Below are 24,797 nucleotides of genomic sequence, written 5' to 3' on the forward strand. Positions count from 1 at the left end.
CTACGGGTCCTTCGGGACCTACGGGTCCTACGGGTCCTGCGGGCTGTCGCGGGACGCTGCCACGAAGCCGCTCGGCGCACCGCTCACCACGCCAGCTGCGCGATCTCCTCCACGACGACCGCGCACGCGTCCGCCGCCGGGTCGATCAGCGGGAAGTGCCCCACGTCCTCCAGCAGCGTCACCCCCACCATCTCCCCGGCCTTCGCCGCCGCTTCCGCGTACGACTCGGCGACCGCGTGCGGCACGTCCAGATCCGCACGGCCCTGGACGAGGGTGGTGGCGATCCCGGTGGGCAGCAGCAGCGCCGGGTCGGCGTACGGCTGCCGCTCGGCGAAGTGCTCGTCCCTGCCCAGGAGTTGGCGCGCGGCACCGCCGCAGACGTCCAGCTTGTCGGCGACCGCGAGGTCCGCGATCGGGGCGAGGGCGACGACGCCGCGCAGCGACACCGGGCTGCCGCCGCGCCAGGGCGAGTCGGCCGGCAGGACGTGCCGGGCGGCACCCCACAGGGCGAGATGCCCGCCCGCCGAGTGGCCGGTGAGGACCGTACGGCGCGGGTCGGCCTGCGGCAGCAACTGCCGTACCAGCGCGGGAAGGGCGTCCAGCGCCGCCGCGACGTCGTCGAAGGTGTCGGGCCACCGGCCCGCGAGGGAGTCGCCGTCCCCGCCACGCCGGTACTCGGCGCTGGCCACGGCGAACCCGCGGCGGGCGAGGAAGTCCGCGAAGGGGCTGATGTGACGCCGGTCGTACGGCGCCCGCCAGGCACCGCCGTGCAGCACGACGACGACCGGGGCCGGCCCGGGGCCGCCCGCCCGGCGCGGCGCGAAGAAGTCGATCACCTGGTCCGGGTGGTCGCCGTAGGCCGCGGTGGCGTCGGGGTCGACGGGCGCGTGGGAGAAGACCGACTCCTCCTCGGCAGCGGCCCGTGCTGCTGCGACGTCATCCGTCATGCTCCAACCCTCCAGCGATGAACCGTACGCGGCGGCCCTGTTGAGGGGACCGGCCGTTGGCCGGGACGGTACCAGGCGGGTGACGTGCGGTGACACGGGGATGTGACGCTCGGTGAAGACCGGAGGGCGCCGCGGGGCCGGGACGTCTCAGGGGAGTCCCGGCCCGCTCGCCGCTCAGGCCAGCGTCTGCGCCAGCACCCGCGCCGCCCGCTCCACGTCGGCGAACCCGACGTACAGCGGCGTGAAGCCGAAGCGCAGCACGTCGGGGGCCCGGAAGTCACCGACCACACCCCGCTCGATCAGCCGCTTCATCACGTCACCCGCGTCGTCGCAGCGCAGCGCGATCTGGCTGCCCCGCTCCGCGTGCGCCACCGGCGTCACGCACTCGACCCGGCCCTCGGGCACGTACGCCGCCACGCACTCCAGGAAGAAGTCCGTCAGCGCCAGGGACTTGGCCCGCACCGCCTCGACCGACACCCCGTCCCAGACCTCCAGGGCCGCCTCCAGGGCGAGCATGGAGAGGATGTCCGGTGTGCCGACCCGGCCGCGCAGCGCGCCGGGGGCCGCCTCGAAGTCGCTCCGCATCCCGAACGGCTCGGCGTGCGAGTTCCAGCCGGGCAGCGGCGAGTCGAAGCGGTCCTGCACCTCCCGCCGCACATACAGGTACGCCGGTGAACCGGGCCCGCCGTTCAGGTACTTGTAGGTGCAGCCGACCGCGAGGTCCACGCCGTGCTCGTCCAGCCCGACCGGCAGGGCGCCCGCGCTGTGGCACAGGTCCCAGACGGCGACCGCCCCGGCCTCGTGCGCGGCGGCCGTCAGTCCGGGCAGGTCGTGCAGCCGGCCGGTGCGGTAGTCGACGTGGTTGAGCAGGACGGCGACGGTGCGCTCGCCCAGCGCGCCCGGCACGTCCGCGGGTGCCACGGGCCGCACGGTGCAGCCGGTCATGCGGGCGGCGGACTCGGCGATGTACCCGTCGGTGGGGAAGGTCGTCGCGTCGACGAGCAGCTCGTCACGGCCCTCCCCGGCCATCCGCACCGCGCCCACGAGTGCCTTGAAGACGTTGACGCTGGTGGAGTCGCCCACGACGATCTGCCCGGGCGCCGCCCCCACCAGCGGGGCGATCCGGTCGCCGATCCGCTCGGGCGCCGTCCACCAGCCGCTCTCCTCCCAGGACCGGATGCGCAGCTCGCCCCACTGGCGGCGTACGACGTCCTCCACCCGGCCGGGGACGACGGCGGGCAGCGCTCCGAGTGAGTTGCCGTCGAGGTAGACCACGTCGTCGAGGACGAACTCGGCGCGCTTGCCGGCCAGTTCGTCGACGGCGTCCAGCTTCTGCGCGCGTTCCGCCGGCTCAGACATAGGACCGCGCCGTCCACAGCTCGGGGAACACGTTCTTCTGCGCGCGCTTCTCCAGCCAGGCCACCCCGGCGGAGCCGCCCGTGCCGGTCTTGGCGCCCATCGCGCGGCGGGTGGCGACCAGGTGGTCGTTGCGCCAGCGCCACACCAGCTCGGCTACGTCGCTCAGCGCCTCGCCCAGCCGGGCGACCTCGTCGCTCTCGTCGCCCGAGTAGACAGCCGTCCAGGCCGCCTCCACCTCCGGCGACGGCTCGTAGCGCTTCGAGACGTCGCGCCGCAGCACGGCCTCCGGGATGTCGTGCCCGCGCCGCGCCAGCAGCCGCACGACCTCGTCGTACAGGCTCGGCTCGTGCAGCGCCTTCTCCAGCTCGGCGTGCACGCGCGGTGCGCCCCGGTGCGGGACGAGCATCGACGCGGACTTGTCACCGAGCAGGAACTCCATGCGCCGGTACATCGCCGACTGGAAGCCGGAGCCCTCGCCGAGGGCGCTGCGGTACGAGTTGAACTGGGCCGGCGTGAGCTGGGCGAGCGGCTTCCAGGAGTGGTTGAGCGCCTCCAGCTCGCGGACGGACCTCTTGAGCGCGTGGACGGCGGTCGGGATGTCGTCACCCCGGAGCGCGCCGGCCGCCGTCTCCCACTCGTGGACGATGACGGTGAACCACAGCTCCATCACCTGGGTCGTCACCAGGAAGACCATCTCTCCGGGGTCGTCGGAGAGGGTGTGCTGGAGGTGGGTGAGTACGTCCGCCTTGACGTAGTCCTCGTACGGCGTCGTGCCGTGGAAGTCGAGATGCGGGGTCTCGGGCTCGTGAGCCTCGTGGGACATCGCTGTCTCCTGCGTATAACTCCGGGTAGCGGTCCGCCCCTGCCGAATCCGACACGGGGGCCCCGGTCCCCAGGGGGCATCTTGCGCAATCGTCCTGCGAAACGCAATCGTCCCCCGAAACCGCAAGGCCCGCCTTTCGCGGACGGGCCTCGCGTGCACGGACCGTGCCTCAGCCGAGGACCTGCGCCGCCGTCGGCGAGGAGTCCTTGAGGAACTGGGAGCAGCGCTCGTACTCCTCCTGCTCGCCGATCGCCTGCGCGGCGCGGGCGAGGGCGTGCAGGGCACGCAGGAAGCCGCGGTTCGGCTCGTGCTCCCACGGGACGGGGCCGTGGCCCTTCCAGCCGTTGCGGCGCAGCGCGTCCAGGCCGCGGTGGTAGCCGGTGCGGGCGTACGCGTAGGACTCCACGGCCGCGCCCCGCTCGAACGCCTCGTCGGCGAGCTGCGCCCAGGCGAGCGAGGAGGTGGGGTGAGCACCGGCGACCTCGGCGGGCGCGGCACCCGACGCGAGCATTTCCCGCGGCCCGGGGTCGTCGGGGAGGTGGGTCGGGGGCGGGCCCCCGAGAAGGTTCTCGTGAATGGACATGCCCCAAGTCTGCGCCATACCGCTCGGCCGCGGGCACCGGTCCCGCCGAGGATCGGCCCGGGCACCGGCACCCCGACTCACCCCAGCCGCTTCCGCACCGGCTCCCCCTCCAGCGGCGGCGCCGCCACACCTCCGTGCCGCAGGCACTCCGGCCGCTTGCAGTCCGGCGGCGGCCTGCGCACCACCGCGGCCGCGATCACCGCCCCCGCCACCAGCGCCCCCGCGCACCAGCCCATCGCCTTGTCGAACGCCGTGTCGAAGGCGGCCGGCTCCCGGTACGCCTCCTCCCCCATCCCCGCCAGCAGCGGCAGCGCCGCCACCGCCATCAGGCCCGCCGCCCGGGCCGCCGCGTTGTTGATGCCGCTGGCCAGCCCCGCCCGCACCACGCTGACCGAGCCCAGCACCGTCGCCGTCAGCGGGGCCACCAACGTGACCATGCCAAGACCGAGCACCAGCAGCGCCGGCAGCACATCGGCCACGTACGACGCGTCCGGCCCCACCCGCAGCATCAGCAGCATCCCGGCCGCGCACAGCAGCGGCCCCACGGTCAGCGGGATCCGCGGCCCGATCCGGTCGGCCAGTTCCCCGGAGCGCGCGGACAGCAGCAGCATCAGCACGGTCGTCGGCAGCAGTGCCGTACCGGCGCCGAGGGCGGAGTAGCCCACGACCACCTGGAGCTGGAGCGCGGCGAGGAAGAAGAACCCGCCGAGGGCCGCGTACACGCACAGCGTGACGAGGTTGACGGCCGTGAACTGCCGGGACGCGAAGATGTCCGGCGGCATCATCGGGTCGGGCCGGCGCCGCTCGACGACGACGAACGCGACGGCCGCGGCCAGCCCGGCCACCGCCGAGACCGCCACCACCACCCCGCCCCCGCCGGCCTCGATCAGCGCGTACGTGACCAGCGCGAGCGCCAGCGCCCCCAGCACGGCCCCGAGCACGTCGAACCGCCCGTGCGCCCGCTCTCCCCCACCCGACTCGGGAACGTGCCGCAGCGCGACCGGCACGCACACCAGGGCCACCGGCACGTTCAGCAGGAACACCCACCGCCAGCCGGGGCCGTCCACCAGCCAGCCGCCGACGAACGGCCCGACCGCCGCCCCGATCCCGCCGAAGCCGGACCACAGGCCCACCGCCCGCCCCCGGTCGTCGGGGTGGAAGGACGCCTGGATCAGCGCCAGCGAGCCGGGCGTCAGCAGCGCGCCGCCCACCCCTTGCAGGGCCCGCGCGGCGATCAGCACGCCCGCGTTCGGCGCGATCCCGCACAGCAGCGACGCCGCCGCGAACCACACCACACCGATGACGAACACCTTCCGCCGCCCGAAGCGGTCCCCGAGCGCCCCGCCCAGCAGGATCAGCCCGGCCAGCGTGACCATGTAGGCGTTGACGGTCCACTGCAACGCGGACAGGTTCGCTTCGAGGTCGCGGCCGATGCGCGGCAGGGCGACGTTGACGACGGTCGAGTCCAGCATCGCCATGCTGGAGCCGAGGACGGTGGTGAGCAGGACCCACTTGCCCTGCGGTGAGGCCAACCGGACATCGGGCATGCAGGGAGCATACGGAAGAGCCCGGCACCTCAGGAGGTGCCGGGCTCGACGCGAGCGGAACCGGGACCTACTTGATCTTCGTGCCGGTCGAGCGGAGGTTGCCGCAGGCCTCGACGACACGCGCGGACATGGAGGCCTCGGCCAGCTTGCCCCAGGTGCGCGGGTCGTAGGTCTTCTTGTTGCCGACCTCGCCGTCGACCTTCAGGACACCGTCGTAGTTGCGGAACATGTGGTCCGCGACCGGCCGCGTGAACGCGTACTGGGTGTCGGTGTCGATGTTCATCTTCACGACGCCGTTCTCCAGCGCGGTGCGGATCTCCTCCTCCGTGGAGCCGGAGCCGCCGTGGAAGACGAAGTCGAACGGGGAGCCCTTGCCGAACTTGGCGGCGACGCCCTCGTTCAGCTCCTTCAGCAGCTCGGGGCGCAGGACGACGTTGCCCGGCTTGTACACGCCGTGCACGTTGCCGAAGGACGCGGCGAGCAGGTAGCGGCCCTTCTCGCCCAGGCCGAGGGCCTCGGCGGTGCGGATCGCGTCGTCGACCGTGGTGTAGAGGGAGTCGTTGATCTCGTGGGAGACGCCGTCCTCCTCGCCACCGGTCGGGGTGATCTCCACCTCGAGGATGATCTTCGCGGCGCGGGCCTGCTCCAGCAGCTCCTGCGCGATGGAGAGGTTGTCGGCGAGGGTCTCGGCGGAGCCGTCCCACATGTGCGACTGGAACAGCGGGTTCAGACCTGCCTCGACGCGCTTCTGGGAGAGCGCCAGGAGCGGACGTACGTACCCGTCGAGCTTGTCCTTGGGGCAGTGGTCGGTGTGCAGCGCGATGTTCACCGGGTACTTCTCGGCGACGATGTGCGCGAACTCGGCCAGGGCGACGGCGCCGGTGACCATGTCCTTGCTGTACTGACCGCCCAGGAACTCGGCGCCACCCGTGGAGATCTGGACGATGCCGTCGCTCTCCGCCTCAGCGAAACCGCGCAGGGCCGCGTGCAGGGTCTGGGTGGAGGTCACGTTGATGGCCGGGTAGGCGAACTTTCCTGCCTTCGCCCGGTCCAGCATCTCGTTGTAGACCTCGGGAGTTGCGATGGGCATGCGTCCGCTCCTTGTATCTGCGGGTTGACGTACTGCTGTGTCTAACGGCCCTGACCTAGACCTTGGGGTGCGACGTCATCGTCGGCCCCATCTTTCCAGACTTGGCCGGAAGGTCCAGGCCACCGTCCACGCCCTGGTCGGTCCCCGGTCAGTCGAGGCCCAGCTCGTCCTTCGAGAAGGCGAAGAGATACGGCACCCCCGCGCCCTCCTGGATCTTCTCCGCGGCGCCGGTCGCCCGGTCGACGATGGTCGCGACGGCGACGACCTCGGCCCCGGCCTCGCGCACGGCCTCGACGGCGGTCAGCGGGGAGCCGCCGGTGGTGGAGGTGTCCTCGACGACCAGCACGCGGCGGCCCGCGATGTCCGGGCCCTCGACGCGGCGCTGCAGGCCGTGCGCCTTGGCGGCCTTGCGCACGACGAAGGCGTCCAGGCGCTTCCCGCGCGCGGCGGCCGCATGCAGCATGGCGGCGGCGACCGGGTCGGCGCCCATGGTGAGCCCGCCGACCGCGTCGAACTCCAGCTCGGCGGTCAGGTCCAGCAGCACCTGCCCGACCAGCGGGGCGGCCTCCCCGTCGAGGGTGACGCGCCGGAGGTCGACGTAGTAGTCGGCCTCGAGACCCGACGACAGGGTCACCTTGCCGTGCACCACGGCCTTGTCCTTGATCTGCTGCAGCAGCGCGCCGCGAGTGTCCGTCATGCCGCCCAGCTTAGAGGCGGCGCCAGCTCCAGGTCGTGGCGGCCTCCAGCGGCTCCAGGGGCGTGACCAGGTGCGGCAGGGTGTTGAGACCGTTGGGCGGGCCGGTCTGCGGCTCCACGCACACGGCCTCCTGCTGCTCGTCGTAGACGACGACCCACTCCTCGCCGCTGGTCACCTTCAGCTCCAGCTGACCGGGCCACGTCAGGGTCGCCTCGACGCCGCCGGGCATGCCGAAGCAGTCGTCCCAGGGGCCGGGCTCGGGGGCGAGGCGGTTGCCGGTGGGCAGATGGTCGTCGCCGCGCTCCTCCTGCCAGGCGGGGTCGAAGTCGAGGGTGACGTCCTGGCCGCCGAGGTTCCGGTTGAACCAGGGGTGCCAGCCGATCTGCGCCGGGAAGGACGAGTCGTACGTCTCGACGGACATGGTCAGCGTCAGCGTGTCCTCGGTGAGGGCGACGATCTGCGTGACGAGGCCCTTGTGGGGCCAGGGGTCGACGAGCTCGCAGGTGAGGACGGCCTCGTCGGCGCTGGTCCGGGCGGTGCGCCAGACCCTGTCGCGGACGGTGCCGTGGATGGCGTGGGGCGGGGCGTTCAGCGGCAGCTGCCGCACCTCGGCGCCGTCCAGGAACCGTCCGTCCCGGATCCGGCCGCACCAGGGCACCATCGGGAAGCAGCCGAAGCGCTCACCCTGGCGCAGCAGTTCGACGCCACCGATCCGCAGTCCTCCGACCCGGCCGCCGTTGCCCGGCTGCACGGTCACCTCCGCGTCACCCGCGGTCAGCGTGATGTCTTCGTCACTCACGGGACGACCCTACTGCGGTGATCAAGAGGGCCTCACCGGTCGCGCGCCGCTTCGGCCCCCCTGTGCCCGGGGCAGGGCGGTCCGGTCCGGCCGCCGCGTGATTCAGCGTCGTCTGCGCAGGGCCCGGACCGCCACGATGGCCGACGCCAGGGCGAGAGCCGCCGCGGGGGCCGCCCAGCGCAGCGGGGCCGGGGCCGTCACGGTCTGGGGCGCGGGCACGGGGGCGTACCGGCCGCGCGGCGGGGCGTGGTCGACCTCCTCGGCACTGCGTCCGATCATGGTCCGTCGCGCGTGCGCCGCCTCGGCGATGTCGTCGTCCTCGTCGATGTCGTCGTCCTCGTCGTCCTCGTCGTCCACGGGTCCCAGAGAGGAGGGCGGGGCGTCGGCGCCGAAGCCGGAGGGACGCCCGGGGGCCGGGGGTTCCTCGGTGAGCCCAGGGTCGGAGGGCGCCTCCGCGCTCCCGTCGGCCCCGGACGGGGGTGGTGCCTCGTCGTCCGCGTCGGGCGTCGTCTCGCGGTCCGTCGTCGCCCGCGGTTCGAAGTCCTGTGCGGCGGGGGACGTGGTGGTCTCCGGCGCCGCTGCGGCCAGCTGCTCCGCGAAACGGTTCAGCAGCCGGGTGACCGCTCCCTCCACCGCGTCCGCCGGGAGGTCGTTGATCCGTCCGTCCGCGGTGGCCGTGCCGTCGTACACGACGGTGCAGCCGTCCTCCGCCTCGCGCAGGGTGATCCGCAGGGCGAGCGTGACCGAGCCGCTGCCGCGCGACTCCTCCGCCTCGCCCTCGACGGCGTACGCGCCCTCGCGCCGGGACACCCGCAGGGCACCGCGGTAGGTGACGGAGTGGCTGCCGACGCGGATCTTCAACCGCCCGGCGACGGGCTCGGCGCCTGCGTCCTGCTGGAGCCCTGGAACGGCCCGGGCGACCCGCGCCGGGTCGTCCAGCACCTCCCTCAGCCGCTCGGCCGGAACCGGAACGAACACCTCGTGCTCCATGTCGACGGACTCTACCCAGCACGGCGCGGAACGCACCCCCGGCTGAGGGATTCGCCCCCCGATCCACACCCGCCAGGCGTATCCTCCCGGTCCGCCGGACGGGTCCCGCCGGGGGGCCCTGCGCGGACGGCCCCCCCCTCAGTAACGCGGGTGCACCAGCGTCGACGCCGGCAGGCCCGCGATCCGCGTCCTGCGCGCCGCCCGTTCCCCCGCGGTCAGGGACGCCTCCGTGAGGACGCGGGGCCGCGGGCCGTCCGGGTCGAGCCGCAGCCGCGGGTCCGTGCGGGCGGCCAGGACGAAACCCCAGTCGCGGGGCGCCCGGGACCGGTCGGCGGGGGTGCGGTCGGGCCCGGCGGCGAAACCGGCGTGGCGGCCGCCCGTGCCGTACGGGGCGGTGCGGAAACCGGCCGCGCGCAGGGTCGCCTCGACCGTCCAGTACACCCGGGGGCCGGCCGCGACCGGCCCGGCGTGCACCACGAGCCGTCCGCCGGGGGCCAGCACACGCCGCGCGAGGCCGTAGAACTCCTGCGAGTACAGCTTCGTGCTCGCCGTGATCCCCGGGTCCGGCAGGTCCGAGACGACCACGTCGTACGTCGCCCGAGGCGCTCCGCGCAGCCAGCCGAAGGCGTCCTCGGTCGTCACGTGCACCCGTGGGTCGCCGAACGCGTGCCGGTTGAGCGCGGACAGGGCCGGGTCGGTGCGGGCCAGGCGGATCACCTCGGCGTCGATCTCGACGACGTCGACCCGGTCCACTCCGGGATGGTGCAGCACCTCGCGGGTGGCCAGACCGTCCCCGCCGCCGAGGACCAGCACGCGCGCGTGCGGCCCGCTCATCGCGGGGTGGACGAGGGCCTCGTGGTAGCGCAGCTCGTCGCGTCCGCTGACCCGCAGGCGGCCGTCGAGGAACAGGTCCAGGGGCCGCCCGTGCGTGCCGCCGGTGAGGACGACCTCCTGCACCTCGGTCCGGAGCGCCACGCGGACGTCGTCGCCGTAGACGGCCTGCCGCGCGGCCCGTTCGAAGTCGTCGACGAGGACGGCGGCCGCGGCGAGGACCGCGAGGACGAGGGCGTTGCCGACCAGCAGCAGCCAGCGGGCGCGCCGGGTCAGGTCACGGCGGAACAGGCCGAGCACCAGCGCGCCGCCGACGACCGCGTTGACCGCGCCGGTGAGCAGCGCGCCGGTCAACTGCCCGAGGAACGGCAGCAGAAGGAAGGGAAAGGCGAGGCCGCCGACGAGGGCGCCGACGTAGTCGGCGGCGGACAGGTCGGCGACCGCGCCGCCCGCGTCCTGGCGGCGGATCCGCTGGATCAGCTCCATCAGCAACGGGACTTCGGCGCCGATGAGCAGTCCGGTGGCCAGGGAGAAGGCGACCAGCAGACAGCGCGGCCCGTTGGCCCACATCCCGCCCCAGTCGCCGGTCCAGGCGAACACGGCGTACAGGGCCATCGCGCTGCACCCGCCGACGAGCGCGAGGGCGGCCTCGACGGCACCGAAACCGGCCGCGGCGAGCGGGCGCAGCCGTTTCGCGGCGAGGGAGCCGATGCCCATGGCGAAGACCATGACGGAGAGCACGACGGACGCCTGGGTGACGGAGTCGCCCATCAAGTACGAGGCCAGCGCGACGAGTTCCAGTTCGTACACGAGTCCGCAGGCCGCGCAGACGAACACGCCCGCGAGGACCAGGAACCGTCCGGTGCCGGGCCGCACGGGCAGTCGCGCCGGGGCGGCGGGGCCGCCCGGGGCGCTCCAGGGCGGCGGGCAACCGGGCGGGGCGGGCGCGTGCGGCTCGATCACGCTGCGACGTTACGTCACGTCTCGACTGCGGTTCGTCACCCACACGTGTGGTGCTGGTTTGCAGGGGCCGGGCATCGGCACGGGATTCGGTTCGCCGCATGCGGTTCGGCGGGCCGGGTGCCGGTCGGCCGCCGGGTGCCGGGGTCGCCGTCGCGCCGGGGTCGCCGTGGCGCCGAGGTCGCCGTCGCGCCGGGGTCACCGCCGCGTCGGGGTCGCCGTCGCGTCGGGGTCAGTCGACGAGCACCGCCGCCGGTACGCGGACGCCCACCTTCGTGCGGGTCGCCACCAACTGCCCGTCCTGGGGGTAGGCGTGCCACGTCCGCCAGTGCACCTGGCCCTCGTGGTACTGGGCGAGCAGGGCCGTGAAGGCGTAGGGGCTGCCGGGGAAGACACCTGCGAGGCCGTGCGGATGGTCGGAGACGAGGGCCAGCAACTCCTGGGCACGGCCCGCGAAGGAGCCGGGCGAGAGGACCTCGACGCGCGCCGCGAACTCGTACTCCCAGTCGTCCACCCGCTTGGCGACGCCGAGCGGAAGCGGGGTGCTGCTGCCCGCGATGCACGCCACCGTCTCCGAGCAGATGCCCCGCTCCTCCTCCAGCAGGACCTGGTGGGACGCGCCGAGGAGCCGCAACTGCAGTTTGGTGTCCGCCAGTTCGAGGTCGAGCGCGGCCAGTGCGGGAAGCGGCTCACGCCCCAGGGCCCACGCGAGATCGGCCGCGCGCGTGTCGGTGTAGGAGGTGTTCAGGGTCGTGAGCATGGATCGGCTCCGCAAGCACACAAGGAGAGGGAGAGGGGTCCGCTGCGCCCCGGTGGCACGGCACCGGGGGATGTCGGCCCGAGGCAGCCCGGTCGGCCGGTTCAAGGAAGGTGTCCGCAGATCGCCCGAGGGGCTGCGTCGGTGGCTTAGAGGGAATCATGAACAGTGGCGCCGTCACAGCGTTTTTACCCAAGTTCGTAGGGTTTCCATCCCTCAGAGGGCTCCACAGCTCAACTGTTCAACCACGGCGTGCGCCGGTGCCGGGGAGGCGTGCGCCGGTGCGCCGTGGCACACGCCCGCGGCCGGGCGCAGGGGGTGCCCGGGATTCCGGGAGATCCCGAAATGGCCGTTCATGACCCGCAGTTGCCCGAGCCGCACCGGGCCGGGCGCGAGTTGTCCTACAGACATGGGACGTCGCGGTCGGCCGCCCGAAGTCCCCCGACAGTCATTCGACGGGTCGTCCGTCCGGGACCCTCTGCCCCCTGTCCCCCTGTCCCTCTTTCCCCCTGACCCCTGGCCCCTGGCCCCTGGCCCCTGGCCCCTGGCCCCTGGCCCCTGGCCCCTGGCATGACAACGCGGGGCCCGCCCCAGTGCGGACCCCGCGTTCGGTGGTCGCGGCTCCCCCGTCGTGAGACGGCCGACGTCAGTCAGCTGCCTCCGCCACCGCAGCCACCGCCACCACCCCCGCAGGACGACCCGCCTCCGCAGGACGAGCCGCCGCCGCAGGAGTGTCCCCCGTGGTGTCCGCCGCCGGACGAGCCGGAGTCTCCCCCGCCCGCCCACCAGCTGTTGTTGTTGCTGCTCGAACCGGTGGACGCCCACGCCCCCCGACGCGTCGTCCCCCGGGAACCGCCCCTACGGGCCTTGGAGACCAGCGCCCCGACCAGGACGACTCCGACCACCGCCAGGATGATGCCGACGATCATGGCGTCACCCTCCTTCCATGTCCCCCGAAGCGGCCCCCCGTGGGCGCCTCGCTCTTGCGTGAGGCGGTGATGCCCTCCCCGCTCCCGGCCCAACACAGAGTTGAGGAACTCCAGAGCTTCGGCGCAGGATGACCGCCATGACCTCCAGCGCGCGCCCCCTCCTGAACCGTCGGCTCGCCGAGTTCGGGACGACGATCTTCGCCGAGATGTCCGCCCTGGCCCTGAGCACCGGCGCCATCAACCTCGGGCAGGGCTTCCCCGACACCGACGGCCCCGAGGAGATCCGGGAGGCCGCCGTACGGGCCCTGCGGGACGGCCGCGGTAACCAGTACCCGCCGGGCCCGGGCGTCCCCGAGCTGCGCACCGCGATCACCGCCCACCAGCAGCGCCGCTACGGACTGTCCTACGACCCCGACACGGAGGTCCTGGTCACCGCGGGTGCCACGGAGGCCATCGCCGCCGCCCTGCTGGCCCTGGTGGAGCCCGGCGACGAGGTGATCGCCTTCGAGCCGTACTACGACTCCTACGCGGCGTGCATCGCGATGGCCGGCGGGCTCCGGGTGCCGGTCACCCTGCGGGCGCAGGAGGACGAGGGCCGGTTCCGGCTCGACCTCGACGAGCTGCGCGACGCCGTCACCGACCGCACCCGCCTGCTGCTGATCAACACCCCGCACAACCCGACCGGCACGGTCCTCACCCGCGAGGAGCTGGCCGCGATCGCCCAGCTGGCCGTGGAGCGCGATCTGCTGGTGGTGACGGACGAGGTGTACGAGCACCTGGTCTTCGACGACGCCGAGCACGTGCCGCTGGCGACGTTCCCGGGGATGCGGGAGCGCACGGTCACCATTTCGAGCAGCGGGAAGACCTTCTCGTTCACGGGCTGGAAGGTCGGCTGGCTGACGGCGGCCCCGGAGCTGGTCACGGCCGTGCGCTCGGCGAAGCAGTACCTGACGTACGTCTCGGCCGGTCCGTTCCAGTACGCGATCGCCGAGGCGCTCTCGCTGCCCGAGTCGTACTTCACGGACTTCCGCGCCGACATGCTGGCCAAGCGGAACCTGCTGGCGGCGGGCCTGGAGGAGGCCGGCTTCCGGGTCTTCCGGCCCTCGGGCACGTACTTCATCACCACCGACATCCGCCCCCTCGGCGAAACGGACGGCTTCGCCTTCTGCCGCGCCCTGCCCCAGCGCACGGGCCTGGTCGCCATCCCCAACGCCGTCTTCTACGACCACCGCCAGGAGGGCGCCCCCTTCGTCCGGTTCGCCTTCTGCAAACGCACGGGGGTGCTGGAGGAGGCGACGGAACGGCTCCGCGAGGCGTTCACTCGCTGACCGCCGCAGCACGTCCCTCTTTGCCTGCTGTCCCGCCACGGAACTCTCGTGCCGGGAACCGCGCGTGACGGCCGTCATTCTGCCGCTTGCCACACCACAGGCATCGACGTACAGTTTCTTGTACGTCAAGGAGGGTTGATCGTGAAGACCATGAGCTATTCCGAGTCGCGCGCGCGGTACGCCGAGGTGCTCAACTCCGTCACCGACGACCGCGAAGAGGTCGTCATCACCCGGGCCGGACACGAGCCGGTCGTCATAGTCTCCCTCGAGGACTACGAGTCCCTGAAGGAGACGGCGTACCTGCTGCGGAGCCCGGCCAACGCGCGACGCCTGCTCGCATCCATCGACGAGCTGGAGAGCGGCGGCGGCACCGTACGTGAGCTGGCGACCGACGAGTAGGGCCGCAAGTTGAAGATCACCTTCTCCTCCCGTGCCTGGGAGGACTATCTGTGGTGGCAGCTTCAGGACCGGAAGATCCTGAAGCGCATCAACACGCTCATCGCGGACATCGCCCGTAACGGCAACGAGGGGATCGGCAAACCGGAACCGCTCAAGCACGGATTCCAGGGCTACTGGTCGCGCCGTGTCAACGACGAGCACCGGCTGATCTACAAGGCCACCGAGGACGGTGTCCTGATCGCACAGTGCCGCTACCACTACGAAAGCTGACAGGACTCAAGGACCGAGCACAGACCCTGCCGGTCCCGGTATCACACGGTGATCATCACGAGTGAGTGTGTGAACACGGCGTCGGCTGGGTGACGGCGGCCCCGGAGCTGGTCACGGCGGTGCGCTCGGCGAAGCAGTACCCGACGTACGTCTCGGCCGGTCCGTTCCGGTACGCGATCGCCGAGGCGCTCTCGCTGCCCGAGTCGTACTTCACGGACTTCCGCGCCGACATGCTGGGACCTCGTGCGGAAGTCGCCGGCTGCCGTGGTGTCCCGTCCGAAGCGCGCCGCATGATCGGATGACAGGTTCTTCAAAGGTTCTTCATCACCTCCGGCCTACGGTCGCAAGGCCCGCCGCGCCCGTGGTCGGGCGCGACGGAGGCGGGAGAACCGATGAGGACGAACCGGGTGCTGATGGCCGTGGTGACGGCGTCGGTCATGGCGATCACCCTGGCCGGCTGCGGGGGCGAGGGCGACACCCCGAAGGTCCCGACCGCGGGCGGCGACAAGGCGTCCGGCAAGACGACCGCGCCGAGTGGCGGCGACGACGTGGCCGCGTATGTGAACGCCCAGCGCGAGTGGGTGAACTGTCTGCGGAAGAACGGGGTCGACGCCCCCGACCCGGACGCCAAGGGGCAGGTCGACTTCGGCGACAACGCGGCGCTGAAGAAGAACACGAAGTTCCTGGACGCCTCCGAGAAGTGCGCCTCGCTCAAGGCGGCCGTCCCCGAGGGCCTCGAGAACGCCAACCAGCCCAAGCTCACCCCAGAGCAGATCAAGGTCAAGCGCGACTACGCCGACTGCATGCAGAAGAACGGCGCCCCCGACTTCCCCGATCCCGGCCCCGACGGGACCGCGCAGGGCTCCGAGTGGAACCAGACGTCGGCGGGAGCCAAGCGTGCCACCCGTGTCTGCGCTCCGATCATCGGTGACCCGGCGGACCAGCCCGCGGGCAAGGGCTGATGACGGCGGAGACGGTCGTGCAGACCGATCACGAGCACGGGGCGGCTCCCGCGCCGCCGCCGCGCGGTCGGCGCGGACGGCGAACGGTCCTGGTGGCGTCGGCTCTGGTCGTCGTGGCGGCGGTCGCCGTGGTCGGTGCGCTCGGCCTCGGCGGGGGCGGGGCGGAGGAGGGCTCCTCCGCCCCGCCCCGCTCGGGCTCCACCGTCCCGGTCAGCCGGACCACACTGACCGAACGCACCACGGTTGACGGCCAGTTGGGCTACGGCACCGAGATACCGCTGCCGGTCAAGGCGACGGGCACCGTGACCTGGCTGCCCGCGGAGGGCACGACCGTGAAGCGCGGCGGCATTCTGCTGCGCGTCGACGACCGGCCGGTGGTGCTGCTGTACGGGACGCTGCCGATGTACCGGGAGCTGGGCCTGACCGCGGGCGCCCGGCAAGGCATCCGGCAGGACGCCCAGCAGGAGACCGGGGCCGAGGGGGACGCCCGGGACTCCGGTGACCAGGGCCGCACGGACGAGCCCCCCGGGGCTCCGGACCCCTCCGGATCGCCGACGTCGGGCGGCGCCGGGGCCGGGGCCGGAGGGACAGGGGGCACGCTGCGTGGGATGGACGTCCTGCAGTTCGAGAGCAATCTCGCCGCTCTCGGCTACACCGGCTTCACCGTCGACGAGGAGTTCACCGGCCTCACCGCCCGCGCGGTCAAGCGCTGGCAGAAATCCCTCGGACTTCCCCAGACCGGCACGGTCGGCATCGGGGACGTCGTCTACTCCGCCGGCAAGGTACGGATCGGCCACGCGGGTGTCCGGCTCGGTTCGCCGGCCACCGACGACGTCCTCACGTACACCGGTACGTCTCGGAAGGTCGTCGTCAACGCCTCGGCGGCGGAGGACTCCTGGGCCGTGCGCGGTGCCACCGTCACGATCGGGCTGCCCGACGGGAAATCGGTGAAGGGCGAGGTGGCCTCGGTGGGGAAGAGCGCGACCGCGCCCGAGGGAGGAGGCGGGGAGGAGGGTGGCTCCGCGGCACCGACGGTTCCGGTGACCATCACCATCGAGGACCAGAAATCCGTGGGACGGCTGGAGAGCGCGCCGGTCACCGTCGAGTACGTGGGGCGGGAACGGGCGGACGTCCTCACCGTCCCGGTCGCCGCGCTGGTCGCCCTGGCCGAGGGCGGCCACGGCCTGGAGACCGCGGACGGCCGGTTCGTCGCGGTGAGGACCGGGCTCTTCGCGGACGGCCGGGTGGAAGTGAGCGGGAGCGCGGTTCGCGAGGGCATGAAGGTGAGGATCCCGGAGTGAGCGGAGCGTCGGCGGTCGTGGAGTTCGACGGGGTCTCCAAGACGTACCCCGGTGGTGTGGCGGCGGTACGGGACGTGACCTTGCGCATCGGGCGCGGCGAACTCGTCGCGGTCGTCGGCCCGTCGGGCTCGGGCAAGTCCAGCATGCTGAACCTCATGGGCAGCCTCGACCGGCCCTCCGCCGGGCGGGTGCTGGTCGACGGCCACGACGTGGCGAAGCTGACGGACCGTGAGGTGTCAGCGCTGCGGGCCACCCGGATCGGCTTCGTCTTCCAGCAGTTCCATCTGGCGGTAGGGGTTCCGGTCCTGGACTCCGTGGCCGACGGGCTGCTGTACGCCGGAGTACCGCCGCGCCGCCGCCGGGCCGCGGCGGCGGTGGCGCTGGAACGGGTCGGCCTCAGCCACCGCGTCCACCACCTCCCGCACCAGTTGTCCGGCGGCGAGCGCCAGCGGGTGGCGGTGGCCCGGGCGGTGATCGGCGAACCGGCGGTCCTGCTGGCGGACGAGCCGACCGGCAACCTGGACTCCGCTTCCGGGGAGGCCGTACTCGGTCTGCTGCGCGAGCTGAACGCCGCCGGGACCACGGTCGTGATCATCACCCACGACCGGGAGATCGCGGCCGAGCTGCCCCGCCGTATCGAGATGCGCGACGGCCGCGTGGTGGCGGACACCGCGACCCACACCGCGACCCACACCGCGACCGACGCCGCGCCGAACGAGGCGGTCCGATGACCGACGTCACGACGAACGACCCGCCCATGGACGGCGCCCCGCCGACCCTGCCGTCCGGCGCCCGCAGGGGCGGCGGACGTGGCCGCGGACGAGGGAGCGATGACGTCGGTGGCAAGGGCGGCCGGCTGCGGGCCGCCCGCCTCGGTCCTCAGGACATCGTGCGGCTCGGCGGGACCGGGCTGCGGACTCGTCCCCTGCGGATCTTCCTCTCCGCGCTCGGGATCGCGATCGGCGTCGCCGCCATGATCGCGGTGGTCGGCATCTCCGGCTCCGGCCGGGCGGAGGTGGACCGCCGACTCGACGCGCTCGGCACCAACCTGCTGCGGGTCGCCCCCGGCGACTCACTCGACGGCACCGAAGCCAAGCTGCCCCACGAGGCCGTCCCGATGATCGGCCGCATCCCGCCCGTGCAGCAGGTCGCCGCCACCGGCGCGACCGACGCGCACGTCTACCGCAATGAGCACATCGCCATCGGGCGCACCGGCTCCCTCGAGGTCCTCGCGGCCGACAGGCGCCTGCTCCCGGCCGTCGGCGGCCACGTCCGCCGGGGCCGCTGGCTGGATTCCGCGACCGAGCGGTACCCGGCGGTCGTGCTCGGCTCCACGGCCGCGGGCCGGCTCGACGTGTACACGCCGGGGACCCGGGTCTGGCTCGGCGACCGCTGGTTCTCCCTCGTCGGCGTCCTCGATCCCGTACCGCTCGCGCCGGAGCTCGACAGCGCGGCGCTGGTCGGCTGGCCGGCGGCCCGGACGTATCTGCGCTTCGACGGCCATCCGTCGACGGTCTACGTCCGCGCCGAGGACAGCCAGATCGCGGAGGTACGGTCCGTGCTGCCGGCCACGGCGTACCCCGAGAAGCCGGGACAGGTCCGCATCTCCCGGCCCTCCGACGCGCTCGCCGCCCGCGAGGCCACCGAGTCGGCGCTCACCGGGCTGCTGCTCGGCCTCGGTGGCGTGGCGCTGCTCGTCGGTGGCGTCGGGGTCGGCAACACGATGGTCATCTCGGTGCTGGAGCGGCGCCCCGAGATCGGCCTGCGCCGGGCACTGGGGGCGACCCGCGGCCAGATCCGGACCCAGTTCGTGACGGAGTCGCTGCTGCTGTCGCTCATCGGCGGCCTCGGCGGGACGGTGCTGGGGACGGTGATCACGGCGGCCTACGCCCTCAGCCGCGACTGGCCGACGGTGGTCCCGGTGTGGGCGAGTGCGGCGGGGATCGGCTGCACTCTGGTCATCGGCATGATCGCCGGACTGTATCCGGCGGTACGGGCGAGCCGGCTGTCACCGACGGAGGCCCTGTCCGGCTCCTGAGCGGCCCGTCCGTCGTACGGGTCAGGGGCGGCCTCGGCGAGACCGCCCCTGACGCACCATCAGTCCTGCTTGCCCGGCACTCCTGCGGGAGTGCCGGGAAGCTCACTAGAAGCCGCAGTAGACGAGGCTGCCGCCGTCGCTCAGCAGGTCGTCGCGGACCCAGCCGGACGTACCGGTGGTGTCGTTCCGGAGGTACGTCCAGGTCTCGTTGGTGTTGCCGATGCGCGTGTAACAGTGGTAGTCGAGGCGGTGGGTGTTGTAGGCGATGCCGTTGCTGGCGCAGTTGGTGCTGGATCCGCTTCTCTCGTTGGCGCCGTTGGCCGTCCTGTTCCAGGCGCTGCTGTCCATGTCGGAGGCGGTCCTGCCGCAGGATGCGGCCGCGGTGGCCGGGGTGGAGAGGGCGAGCGGGACGGCCATGGCCACCGCCGCCAGGGCGGGTACGACAGCCGCGATTCGACGCTTCACTTGTGAACCCCCATGAATGCGTTCTCCGTCGGCACTGCTTCCCCGGGCCGTTGGACGGCACCTGAGCGAAACAGCGACCACTGCATCAATCGGTATGCAAGTGGCGTCAGTACGATCACAGTCACAAAGCTGCTGAAGAAATCATTCCGTCCTCAACCGTCCAATTACTGCCCATGAGAGACCGAAAACACCGGAAGAGGAAATGCGCCATTCCACAGTCCTTTCGGCCGGAAGCGCCCCCTTGACGAATATCGGAGTCCCGTTGAGCACACACGTCCCGGCAGAGGGGCGGGGTGGCACGCGATGAGCTTCCGGCTTCGGGTGCTCGGCCTGCTGATGCTGGTCGCGATGGCTGCCACCGCCGCCACCGGCTGGCTGACCCTGCGTCAGGCGAACCGCCAGGTCCAGGAGAGTGTCACCGCGGGACGGCAGGAGGTCTCCCGGATCACCGGCGACCTCCGCGCGTACGGGTTAGCGCACAGCACCTGGGAAGGCCTCTCGCCGACGGTGAGCCGCCTGGCCAAGGACACCGGCCAGCGCATCCGGGTCGCCACCGAGAACGACGTTCTGCTCGCCGATTCCGACGCGCTCGAGGGCCGTGCCCCCCGCCCGGTGAGCAACCAGCCGCCCGTGCTGGTCGATCCGCGTCCCCTCCTGCGGATCCCCGCGCGCCAGCTGCCGCGGACCTCGATGAAGCTGACGGCGACCGCGATCGCCCAGTACCGCGCCGAAGCGGTGTACGCGGCCTGTCTGACCCGGGCGGGGGCCGAGGTGACGGCCCGGCCGGACGACACCGGCGTGCCGCGGATCAGCACAGAGCGCCGGCCGGAACGGTGCGAGGAACCGAAAGGCGAACCGGACCCGCAGACTCCGCAGGACCTCGAGGTGATCCGGACATGCGAGTCGGAGCAGCAGTTCACCACCTGTCTGCAGCGGGTGTTCAACGAGCGCGTGGGCTCCGCCGCCCCGCCACGCCTGGTGATCCGTCTCGGCGTCCGGGACGAGTCGCCGCCCACCCTGGCCGCGGCCCCCACGATGGCCGTCGCGGGCGGCGTCGCCCTCGCAGCCGTGCTCGGCGCCCTGCTCCTGAGCCGGGCGGTGCTGCGCCCGGTCCGTGCCATGACCCTGGCCGCCGGGGGGCTGGGCGAGGGAGACCTGGGGCGGCGGGTGCCCGTCTCCGGCCGGGACGAGATCGCCCAACTCGGCCGTGCCTTCAACCGGATGGCGGAATCCATACAGGCCGGCGAGGAACGCCAGCGCCGCCTCACCGGTGACATCGCCCACGAGCTGCGCACTCCGCTGGCCAATCTGCGCGGCTATCTGGAGGCCCTGCGGGACGGCGTCGTCGAGCCGACCCCGGAGCTGCTCGATTCCCTCCACGAGGAGGCACTGCTGCAGCAGCGGATCGTCGACGACCTGCAGGATCTCGCGCTGGCCGAGGCCGGTGCGCTCACCTACCACCGGGTGGGCGTCGACCTGCGCGAGCTCCTCGAAGCCGCCGGCACGGCTCACCGTGCCCAGGCCGACGCGGCAGGTGTCGCGCTGCGGCTGGATGCGCCGCGGCCGGTGGACGTCGTCGCCGACGCCGACCGACTGCGCCAGGTCGTCGGCAATCTGGTCGGCAACGCGCTGAGGGCCACGGCACCGGGCGGCACGGTGACACTGGCCCTGGGCCGGCACGGCGATCTCGCGTTCCTTCAGGTGCGGGACACCGGAAAGGGCATACCCGCCGAGGACCTGCCGCATCTCTTCGACCGCTTCTGGCGGGCGGACGCGGCACGGGGCCGCGCCACCGGAGGAAGCGGCCTGGGGCTGTCCATCGCCCGCCAGATCGTGACCGACCACCAGGGGACGATCGCCGTGGAGAGCACCGTCGGCGTCGGCACGACCTTCACCGTCACGCTCGCCGCGACCGGGCCGTCGGCCGACGCCGGCTGATCGACCCGGTCAGGACCCCGCGTGCGCCTGGCCGGGCGCCGAGCCGTCCACCAGGCGGTACCCCCGGCCGTACACGGTCTCCAGATGACGCGGCCGGGCGGGGTCGTCCCCCAGCTTCCGGCGCAGGTTGCGCACATGGGCGTCCACCGTGCGCTCGAGTACGTCGCTGTCGAAGCCGAAGGCGCGCTCGATGATCCGGGCCCGGGTGAACACCCGGCCCGGCTCGCGGGCCAGAGCCTCCAGTATCGAGAACTCCTTGGAGGTCAGCGCCACCGGACGGCCTGCCACCCGGACCTCGAAGCGGGCGGTGTCCAGTTCGACCGCGCCGACCCGCAGCACCTCGCTCCCGGCCGCGCCGCCTTTCCTGGAGCGCCGCAACAGCGCCCGTACGCGCGCGGTGAGTTCGCGGGGACTGTACGGCTTGGTGAGGTAGTCGTCGGCCCCCAGGTCGAGACCGAGGAGCATGTCCTCCTCGGTACTGCGCGCGGTCAGCAGCAGAATCGGCACCTCGTGGCCCTCGGCACGCAGAATGCGGCAGACGTCGAGTCCGTCGACGAGCGGCAGCATCACATCGAGAACGATGAGATCCGGACCCGTCGAACGCGCCCGTTCCAGCGCTGCCCGGCCGTCGGCCACGACCTGCACCGCGTTGCCTTCCCGTTCCAGGTAAATCCGGATGAGACGAGATTGTTTTTCGTCATCTTCGGCGATCAGGATGCGCGCGCTCAACGATTCTCCTCAGCGAGGCCCTGCACGATTCCAGCGCCGTTGATATCAACGCCCCTCCGGAATTCCCACCTCCGGAAAATTCCGGGCCGACCGCACTCGCTGCACGGTACCGCGGACCATCCTTCGGTGTGGGCGGCATCCGGGGTGGTGATCGGCCCTCGTCAGTCGCGGAAGGGGCCCGGCGACCGGCCCGGGGTCACTCGTCGGTCAGGTGCCAGCCCTGGAGGCCGGGCTGGGACAGGATGTCCGTGGCGGTACGGGTGGCTTCGGACCTGGTGGTGCCCGGCGGGGCCGTCAGGTGGAGGCGGGCGAGATTCTCCTCGAACCCGCCGACCTCGGCATGCCATCCGGCCGGGAGGAGGGAGACGAAACGGATCGCTGCCGTCTCCGGCGGCGCCCCGGACGGGCCGGTGATCGACACCTGATGGGGGGAGTTCATGGACAGCTCCGCAGAGGAAGAGGACGGATGTCGGTGAGGCAGGCCGTCTTCCCACGCACGTGGGAACCATGGGCCGATGGGGAGCCCGTGCCCCTGCCCGGGGCCGGCGCGGCAGGGCCGGCCCCGGACACGGAGCGGGCCGGTCAGTCGGAGGAGCCGCCCTTGGCGAGCCGGGCGACCAGCACGAGGATCGCTACGGCGACGGCCGCGCCGACGCCGTAGCGGACGCCGTCGGCGGCGTCGCTGGCGAACAGCACCACCTCCACGCAGGCGAGCACGGCCAGAAGGGCGGCGAGGGAGGTGGTGGAACGGGAGGCGGTCATCGGATTTCCTTCCGGTGGGGGGTCGGGTTTTCTGCTGTGCCGGCGTGTGCGACCGGCGGTTCTGCTGGTACGGGAACGTCAGTCCGTCAGCTTCATGGCCTGGCGGAACGAGAGCTTGCGGTCGGTCTGCAGGAGCGCCCGGCGGTACACGCGGCTGCTGACCCCGACGATGAACACCGCCGCGGCGATGGACAGGACGAGCGCGACGACCGGCTCCCACCAGGTGGTCTCTCCCGCCAGGACGCGCGCCGGCATGGTGACGGTAGAGGTCAGCGGGAGGAACGAGAGGATCTCCCGCACGCCGCCGGACACGGTGACGCCGAGGATGAACACGAGCGCGGTGACCGCGTTCACCGGCGTCGTGGTGGACTGGATGTCCTCGCTCCTGGTGGCGAGCGCGCCCGCTGCGGCGAACAGGCAGGCCAGGACCGCGATGCCCACGACGTAGAACACGAGGAACCAGCCCAGGCCGGTGCTGATGTCGGCGAGGAACTCCTGCTCGCCCGTGAACATCAGGCCGCCGACGCCGACCAGGCAGAACAGCGCCATCTGGGCCAGGGCCAGGAGGGTGGAGCCGACGATCTTGCCGACGAGCAGGGACCGCAGCGGCACGGAGCTGGCGATCAGCTCGACGATGCGGTTCTGCTTCTCCTCCACGACGCTGGTCGCGAGCGCCGCGCCGAGCAGGACCGCGGCCAGGTAGAAGAGGAAGCCGAAGAAGTACGTCGTCATCCGGACCGCGCCCTCGGGCGTCTTGTCGGCCGACAGCAGGACGTGCTTGACCTGCGCCCCCTCGCTCAGAGCCCCCAGGCTGGTGCCCGCGGCCTGCGCGTTCCGGTCGAGGGCGTCGGTCTGCACCGCGGCGCCGATCCAGGTGGCGGCGATGTCGTTCTGCCCGGTGTCGCCGAGCAGGACCCAGCGGCCGCCCTCGGACAGCAGCCCGGCCTCGGCGTCACCGGACCGCACGGCCTCGCGCACCTGCTCGGCTGACGACTTCTGCCGGACGGTGATCTCGACGTCCTGGTCCGCGCGGACGGCCAGCTGCTCGGCCTGGCCGGCGATCACGCCCGCCTGCCGGTCGGCCACCGCGACGGTGATCTTCCCCATCGAGTCGGCCAGGTAGAGCTGGAGTCCGATCGCGCCCACGATCAGGGCGAGTGTGACCAGCGTCGACACAAGGAAGCCGCGGTTGGTGAGCTTCACCGAGATCTCGCGGGCGGCGACGATGCGCCAGGAGGCGGGCGTGGCCGCACGGGAGGGGCCACCGGAAGCCGCGGGCGTGCCCTTCGGGGCGGGCGACGTCTCGGCCCGGTCGGCGGGGTTCGAGGTCACGGTGCTCATGCGGAGGTCATCTCCCGGTAGACGTCGGCGATGCTGGGGACGAGGGGGGTGAAGGCGTGCACGTCTCCCCGGCTCAGGGCCTGGGTCAGGAGCGCGCCGGGGTCGGCGTCGGCGGCCAGCTCGACGCGGGCTCCGTCGGGGAGTTCCTCGACGTCGGTCACGCCGGGTACGGCGCGGGCCCAGCCGGCGGGCGCGCCGGTGACCAGGTGGTACCGGGGCCTGTCGCGGTGCCGGAGCTCGTCCGCGGTGCCCTTGGCGACGACGTGGCCGGAGGCCATGATCACCAGGTCGTCGCAGAGCCGCTCGACCAGGTCGAGCTGGTGGGAGGAGAACAGCACCGGGATGCCGGCGGCGGCGTACTCGCGCAGCAGCTCGGCCATCGTGTCGACGGCGTGCGGGTCGAGTCCGGAGAAGGGCTCGTCGAGGACGAGCAGCTTGGGGGAGCCGAGCAGGGCGGCCGCGATCTGCACGCGCTGCTGGTTCCCCAGGGACAGGGACTCCAGCCGGGCCTGGCTCTTCTCGGCGAGCCCGAGGCGTTCGAGCAGTTCGAGGGTGTGACGGCGGGCCTCGGCGTTGCCCTGGCCACGGAGCCGGGCCAGATAGACGAGCTGACCGAGGACGGTCTGCTTGGGGTAGAGGCCCCGCTCCTCCGGCATGTAGCCGAAGTCCCTGCGGTCGGCGGCCGTGGCGGGGGCGCCGTCCCAGCGGATCTCGCCGCCGTTCGTGGCCAGGACACCCATGATCACGCGCATGGTGGTGGTCTTGCCCGCGCCGTTCCCTCCGACGAACCCGGTCAGCCGGCCTCCGGACACGCGGAAGGACACCCGGTCGACGGCACGGTGATCGCCGAAGTCTCGTACGAGTTCTTCCAGTTCCAGCATCTGTGTCTTCTCTCAGCTCGGTTGATCGGTGGTTCACGGTGGGGGGGAACGAGCGGCGGCGGACCACCGCG

26 protein-coding genes and 1 pseudogene are annotated in these 24,797 nt (G+C 72.5%); 9 read left to right on the forward strand and 18 right to left on the reverse strand.

The window, feature by feature from the left end; all coding sequences use genetic code 11:
- Positions 1 to 83: 83 nt before the first annotated feature.
- The 12 genes from ACFY5B_RS00390 to ACFY5B_RS00445 form a co-directional block, all read right to left on the reverse strand.
- A complete protein-coding gene (locus tag ACFY5B_RS00390) occupies positions 84 to 947 on the reverse strand; it encodes an alpha/beta hydrolase (protein ID WP_389962375.1) in 864 nt (287 codons plus the stop codon).
- Between the two features lie 174 nt (positions 948 to 1,121).
- Positions 1,122 to 2,306 carry a kynureninase gene (gene kynU, locus ACFY5B_RS00395; protein WP_389962378.1) on the reverse strand — a complete coding sequence of 395 codons (1,185 nt, stop codon included), beginning with the start codon at positions 2,304 to 2,306 and terminating at the stop codon, positions 1,122 to 1,124.
- Positions 2,299 to 3,129, reverse strand: a complete 831-nt coding sequence (locus tag ACFY5B_RS00400) for a tryptophan 2,3-dioxygenase family protein (RefSeq protein WP_184848203.1) — start codon at positions 3,127 to 3,129, stop codon at positions 2,299 to 2,301. The genes kynU and ACFY5B_RS00400 overlap by 8 nt, the downstream gene beginning before the upstream one ends.
- Before the next feature lie 169 nt (positions 3,130 to 3,298).
- Positions 3,299 to 3,712 carry a DUF3151 domain-containing protein gene (locus ACFY5B_RS00405; protein WP_033310134.1) on the reverse strand — a complete coding sequence of 138 codons (414 nt, stop codon included), beginning with the start codon at positions 3,710 to 3,712 and terminating at the stop codon, positions 3,299 to 3,301.
- Positions 3,713 to 3,789: 77 nt separating this feature from the next.
- Positions 3,790 to 5,259, reverse strand: a complete 1,470-nt coding sequence (locus ACFY5B_RS00410) for an MFS transporter (RefSeq protein WP_389962382.1) — start codon at positions 5,257 to 5,259, stop codon at positions 3,790 to 3,792.
- Positions 5,260 to 5,326: 67 nt separating this feature from the next.
- The gene (gene fbaA / locus ACFY5B_RS00415; RefSeq protein ID WP_033310132.1) at positions 5,327 to 6,349 is read right to left on the reverse strand and encodes a class II fructose-bisphosphate aldolase; all 1,023 of its coding nucleotides are present in this window, start codon (positions 6,347 to 6,349) and stop codon (positions 5,327 to 5,329) included.
- A gap of 148 nt (positions 6,350 to 6,497) precedes the next feature.
- On the reverse strand, positions 6,498 to 7,046 hold the full coding sequence (gene pyrE, locus ACFY5B_RS00420) for an orotate phosphoribosyltransferase (protein ID WP_161361521.1): 549 nt from the start codon (positions 7,044 to 7,046) through the stop codon (positions 6,498 to 6,500).
- A 10-nt stretch (positions 7,047 to 7,056) separates the two neighbouring features.
- Entirely contained in the window at positions 7,057 to 7,845 is a 789-nt protein-coding gene (locus ACFY5B_RS00425; protein ID WP_389962387.1) for an aldose 1-epimerase, read from the reverse strand.
- A gap of 102 nt (positions 7,846 to 7,947) precedes the next feature.
- Positions 7,948 to 8,835, reverse strand: coding sequence for an SRPBCC family protein (locus tag ACFY5B_RS00430; protein ID WP_389962390.1), 888 nt, complete (start codon positions 8,833 to 8,835; stop codon positions 7,948 to 7,950).
- A 138-nt stretch (positions 8,836 to 8,973) separates the two neighbouring features.
- Complete coding sequence (locus tag ACFY5B_RS00435) at positions 8,974 to 10,629, reverse strand: polyamine aminopropyltransferase (RefSeq protein WP_389962392.1); 1,656 nt, start codon at positions 10,627 to 10,629, stop codon at positions 8,974 to 8,976.
- A 229-nt stretch (positions 10,630 to 10,858) separates the two neighbouring features.
- On the reverse strand, positions 10,859 to 11,386 hold the full coding sequence (locus ACFY5B_RS00440) for a DUF2617 family protein (protein ID WP_344461307.1): 528 nt from the start codon (positions 11,384 to 11,386) through the stop codon (positions 10,859 to 10,861).
- A 647-nt stretch (positions 11,387 to 12,033) separates the two neighbouring features.
- Positions 12,034 to 12,312 (reverse strand): hypothetical protein, encoded by a 279-nt coding sequence (locus ACFY5B_RS00445; protein ID WP_389962395.1) that lies wholly within the window; start codon positions 12,310 to 12,312, stop codon positions 12,034 to 12,036.
- Positions 12,313 to 12,440: 128 nt separating this feature from the next.
- Between ACFY5B_RS00445 and ACFY5B_RS00450 the strand changes: the two genes are divergently transcribed.
- The 8 genes and pseudogenes from ACFY5B_RS00450 to ACFY5B_RS00485 all read left to right on the forward strand — a co-directional run bounded on the left by ACFY5B_RS00450 (position 12,441) and on the right by ACFY5B_RS00485 (position 18,610).
- On the forward strand, positions 12,441 to 13,640 hold the full coding sequence (locus ACFY5B_RS00450; protein ID WP_389962398.1) for a pyridoxal phosphate-dependent aminotransferase: 1,200 nt from the start codon (positions 12,441 to 12,443) through the stop codon (positions 13,638 to 13,640).
- 141 nt (positions 13,641 to 13,781) lie between these two features.
- Positions 13,782 to 14,039 (forward strand): type II toxin-antitoxin system Phd/YefM family antitoxin, encoded by a 258-nt coding sequence (locus tag ACFY5B_RS00455; protein ID WP_389962401.1) that lies wholly within the window; start codon positions 13,782 to 13,784, stop codon positions 14,037 to 14,039.
- A gap of 9 nt (positions 14,040 to 14,048) precedes the next feature.
- The gene (locus tag ACFY5B_RS00460; protein WP_389962404.1) at positions 14,049 to 14,309 is read left to right on the forward strand and encodes a Txe/YoeB family addiction module toxin; all 261 of its coding nucleotides are present in this window, start codon (positions 14,049 to 14,051) and stop codon (positions 14,307 to 14,309) included.
- Between the two features lie 80 nt (positions 14,310 to 14,389).
- Positions 14,390 to 14,554: pseudogene (locus tag ACFY5B_RS00465) on the forward strand (aminotransferase); the annotation flags it as partial.
- A 147-nt stretch (positions 14,555 to 14,701) separates the two neighbouring features.
- The gene (locus tag ACFY5B_RS00470; RefSeq protein WP_389962407.1) at positions 14,702 to 15,271 is read left to right on the forward strand and encodes a hypothetical protein; all 570 of its coding nucleotides are present in this window, start codon (positions 14,702 to 14,704) and stop codon (positions 15,269 to 15,271) included.
- Between the two features lie 17 nt (positions 15,272 to 15,288).
- Positions 15,289 to 16,572, forward strand: a complete 1,284-nt coding sequence (locus ACFY5B_RS00475) for a peptidoglycan-binding protein (protein ID WP_389962409.1) — start codon at positions 15,289 to 15,291, stop codon at positions 16,570 to 16,572.
- Entirely contained in the window at positions 16,569 to 17,303 is a 735-nt protein-coding gene (locus tag ACFY5B_RS00480; RefSeq protein ID WP_389962411.1) for an ABC transporter ATP-binding protein, read from the forward strand. The genes ACFY5B_RS00475 and ACFY5B_RS00480 overlap by 4 nt, the downstream gene beginning before the upstream one ends.
- Entirely contained in the window at positions 17,300 to 18,610 is a 1,311-nt protein-coding gene (locus ACFY5B_RS00485) for an ABC transporter permease (RefSeq protein ID WP_389962414.1), read from the forward strand. Before ACFY5B_RS00480 ends, ACFY5B_RS00485 begins: the two co-directional genes overlap by 4 nt.
- Positions 18,611 to 18,715: 105 nt before the next feature.
- On the opposite strand, the gene ACFY5B_RS00490 is transcribed toward ACFY5B_RS00485, so the two are convergent.
- Positions 18,716 to 19,075 carry an SH3 domain-containing protein gene (locus ACFY5B_RS00490; protein WP_389962417.1) on the reverse strand — a complete coding sequence of 120 codons (360 nt, stop codon included), beginning with the start codon at positions 19,073 to 19,075 and terminating at the stop codon, positions 18,716 to 18,718.
- A gap of 303 nt (positions 19,076 to 19,378) precedes the next feature.
- Here ACFY5B_RS00490 and ACFY5B_RS00495 point away from each other — a divergent pair, with 303 nt between their 5' ends.
- Entirely contained in the window at positions 19,379 to 21,013 is a 1,635-nt protein-coding gene (locus ACFY5B_RS00495) for a sensor histidine kinase (RefSeq protein WP_389962420.1), read from the forward strand.
- Between the two features lie 9 nt (positions 21,014 to 21,022).
- On the opposite strand, the gene ACFY5B_RS00500 is transcribed toward ACFY5B_RS00495, so the two are convergent.
- The 5 genes from ACFY5B_RS00500 to ACFY5B_RS00520 all read right to left on the reverse strand — a co-directional run bounded on the left by ACFY5B_RS00500 (position 21,023) and on the right by ACFY5B_RS00520 (position 24,726).
- Positions 21,023 to 21,742: a response regulator transcription factor gene (locus ACFY5B_RS00500; protein ID WP_389962423.1), complete on the reverse strand. Its 720-nt coding sequence runs from the start codon at positions 21,740 to 21,742 to the stop codon at positions 21,023 to 21,025.
- A gap of 196 nt (positions 21,743 to 21,938) precedes the next feature.
- Positions 21,939 to 22,181 carry a hypothetical protein gene (locus ACFY5B_RS00505; RefSeq protein ID WP_351629777.1) on the reverse strand — a complete coding sequence of 81 codons (243 nt, stop codon included), beginning with the start codon at positions 22,179 to 22,181 and terminating at the stop codon, positions 21,939 to 21,941.
- 143 nt (positions 22,182 to 22,324) lie between these two features.
- Positions 22,325 to 22,504, reverse strand: a complete 180-nt coding sequence (locus tag ACFY5B_RS00510) for a hypothetical protein (RefSeq protein ID WP_351629776.1) — start codon at positions 22,502 to 22,504, stop codon at positions 22,325 to 22,327.
- 78 nt (positions 22,505 to 22,582) lie between these two features.
- A complete protein-coding gene (locus tag ACFY5B_RS00515; RefSeq protein ID WP_389962428.1) occupies positions 22,583 to 23,845 on the reverse strand; it encodes an ABC transporter permease in 1,263 nt (420 codons plus the stop codon).
- Positions 23,842 to 24,726, reverse strand: a complete 885-nt coding sequence (locus ACFY5B_RS00520) for an ABC transporter ATP-binding protein (RefSeq protein WP_389962431.1) — start codon at positions 24,724 to 24,726, stop codon at positions 23,842 to 23,844. Before ACFY5B_RS00520 ends, ACFY5B_RS00515 begins: the two co-directional genes overlap by 4 nt.
- Positions 24,727 to 24,797 lie beyond the last annotated feature (71 nt).

It is taken from the genome of Streptomyces sp. NPDC013187 (genome assembly GCF_042899705.1).
Taxonomy (GTDB): domain Bacteria; phylum Actinomycetota; class Actinomycetes; order Streptomycetales; family Streptomycetaceae; genus Streptomyces; species Streptomyces hawaiiensis_A.

Bases quoted from the DNA above. Each gene is read 5' to 3' on its own strand.
- kynU (WP_389962378.1), bottom strand. From the start codon at position 2,306: ATGTCTGAGCCGGCGGAACGCGCGCAGAAGCTGGACGCCGTCGACGAA.
- ACFY5B_RS00390 (WP_389962375.1), bottom strand. From the start codon at position 947: ATGACGGATGACGTCGCAGCAGCACGGGCCGCTGCCGAGGAGGAGTCG.
- ACFY5B_RS00495 (WP_389962420.1), top strand. From the start codon at position 19,379: ATGAGCTTCCGGCTTCGGGTGCTCGGCCTGCTGATGCTGGTCGCGATG.
- ACFY5B_RS00520 (WP_389962431.1), bottom strand. From the start codon at position 24,726: ATGCTGGAACTGGAAGAACTCGTACGAGACTTCGGCGATCACCGTGCC.
- ACFY5B_RS00445 (WP_389962395.1), bottom strand. From the start codon at position 12,312: ATGATCGTCGGCATCATCCTGGCGGTGGTCGGAGTCGTCCTGGTCGGG.
- ACFY5B_RS00515 (WP_389962428.1), bottom strand. From the start codon at position 23,845: ATGAGCACCGTGACCTCGAACCCCGCCGACCGGGCCGAGACGTCGCCC.
- ACFY5B_RS00505 (WP_351629777.1), bottom strand. From the start codon at position 22,181: ATGAACTCCCCCCATCAGGTGTCGATCACCGGCCCGTCCGGGGCGCCG.
- fbaA (WP_033310132.1), bottom strand. From the start codon at position 6,349: ATGCCCATCGCAACTCCCGAGGTCTACAACGAGATGCTGGACCGGGCG.
- ACFY5B_RS00430 (WP_389962390.1), bottom strand. From the start codon at position 8,835: ATGGAGCACGAGGTGTTCGTTCCGGTTCCGGCCGAGCGGCTGAGGGAG.
- pyrE (WP_161361521.1), bottom strand. From the start codon at position 7,046: ATGACGGACACTCGCGGCGCGCTGCTGCAGCAGATCAAGGACAAGGCC.
- ACFY5B_RS00470 (WP_389962407.1), top strand. From the start codon at position 14,702: ATGAGGACGAACCGGGTGCTGATGGCCGTGGTGACGGCGTCGGTCATG.
- ACFY5B_RS00510 (WP_351629776.1), bottom strand. From the start codon at position 22,504: ATGACCGCCTCCCGTTCCACCACCTCCCTCGCCGCCCTTCTGGCCGTG.
- ACFY5B_RS00440 (WP_344461307.1), bottom strand. From the start codon at position 11,386: ATGCTCACGACCCTGAACACCTCCTACACCGACACGCGCGCGGCCGAT.
- ACFY5B_RS00405 (WP_033310134.1), bottom strand. From the start codon at position 3,712: ATGTCCATTCACGAGAACCTTCTCGGGGGCCCGCCCCCGACCCACCTC.
- ACFY5B_RS00485 (WP_389962414.1), top strand. From the start codon at position 17,300: ATGACCGACGTCACGACGAACGACCCGCCCATGGACGGCGCCCCGCCG.
- ACFY5B_RS00450 (WP_389962398.1), top strand. From the start codon at position 12,441: ATGACCGCCATGACCTCCAGCGCGCGCCCCCTCCTGAACCGTCGGCTC.
- ACFY5B_RS00410 (WP_389962382.1), bottom strand. From the start codon at position 5,259: ATGCCCGATGTCCGGTTGGCCTCACCGCAGGGCAAGTGGGTCCTGCTC.
- ACFY5B_RS00400 (WP_184848203.1), bottom strand. From the start codon at position 3,129: ATGTCCCACGAGGCTCACGAGCCCGAGACCCCGCATCTCGACTTCCAC.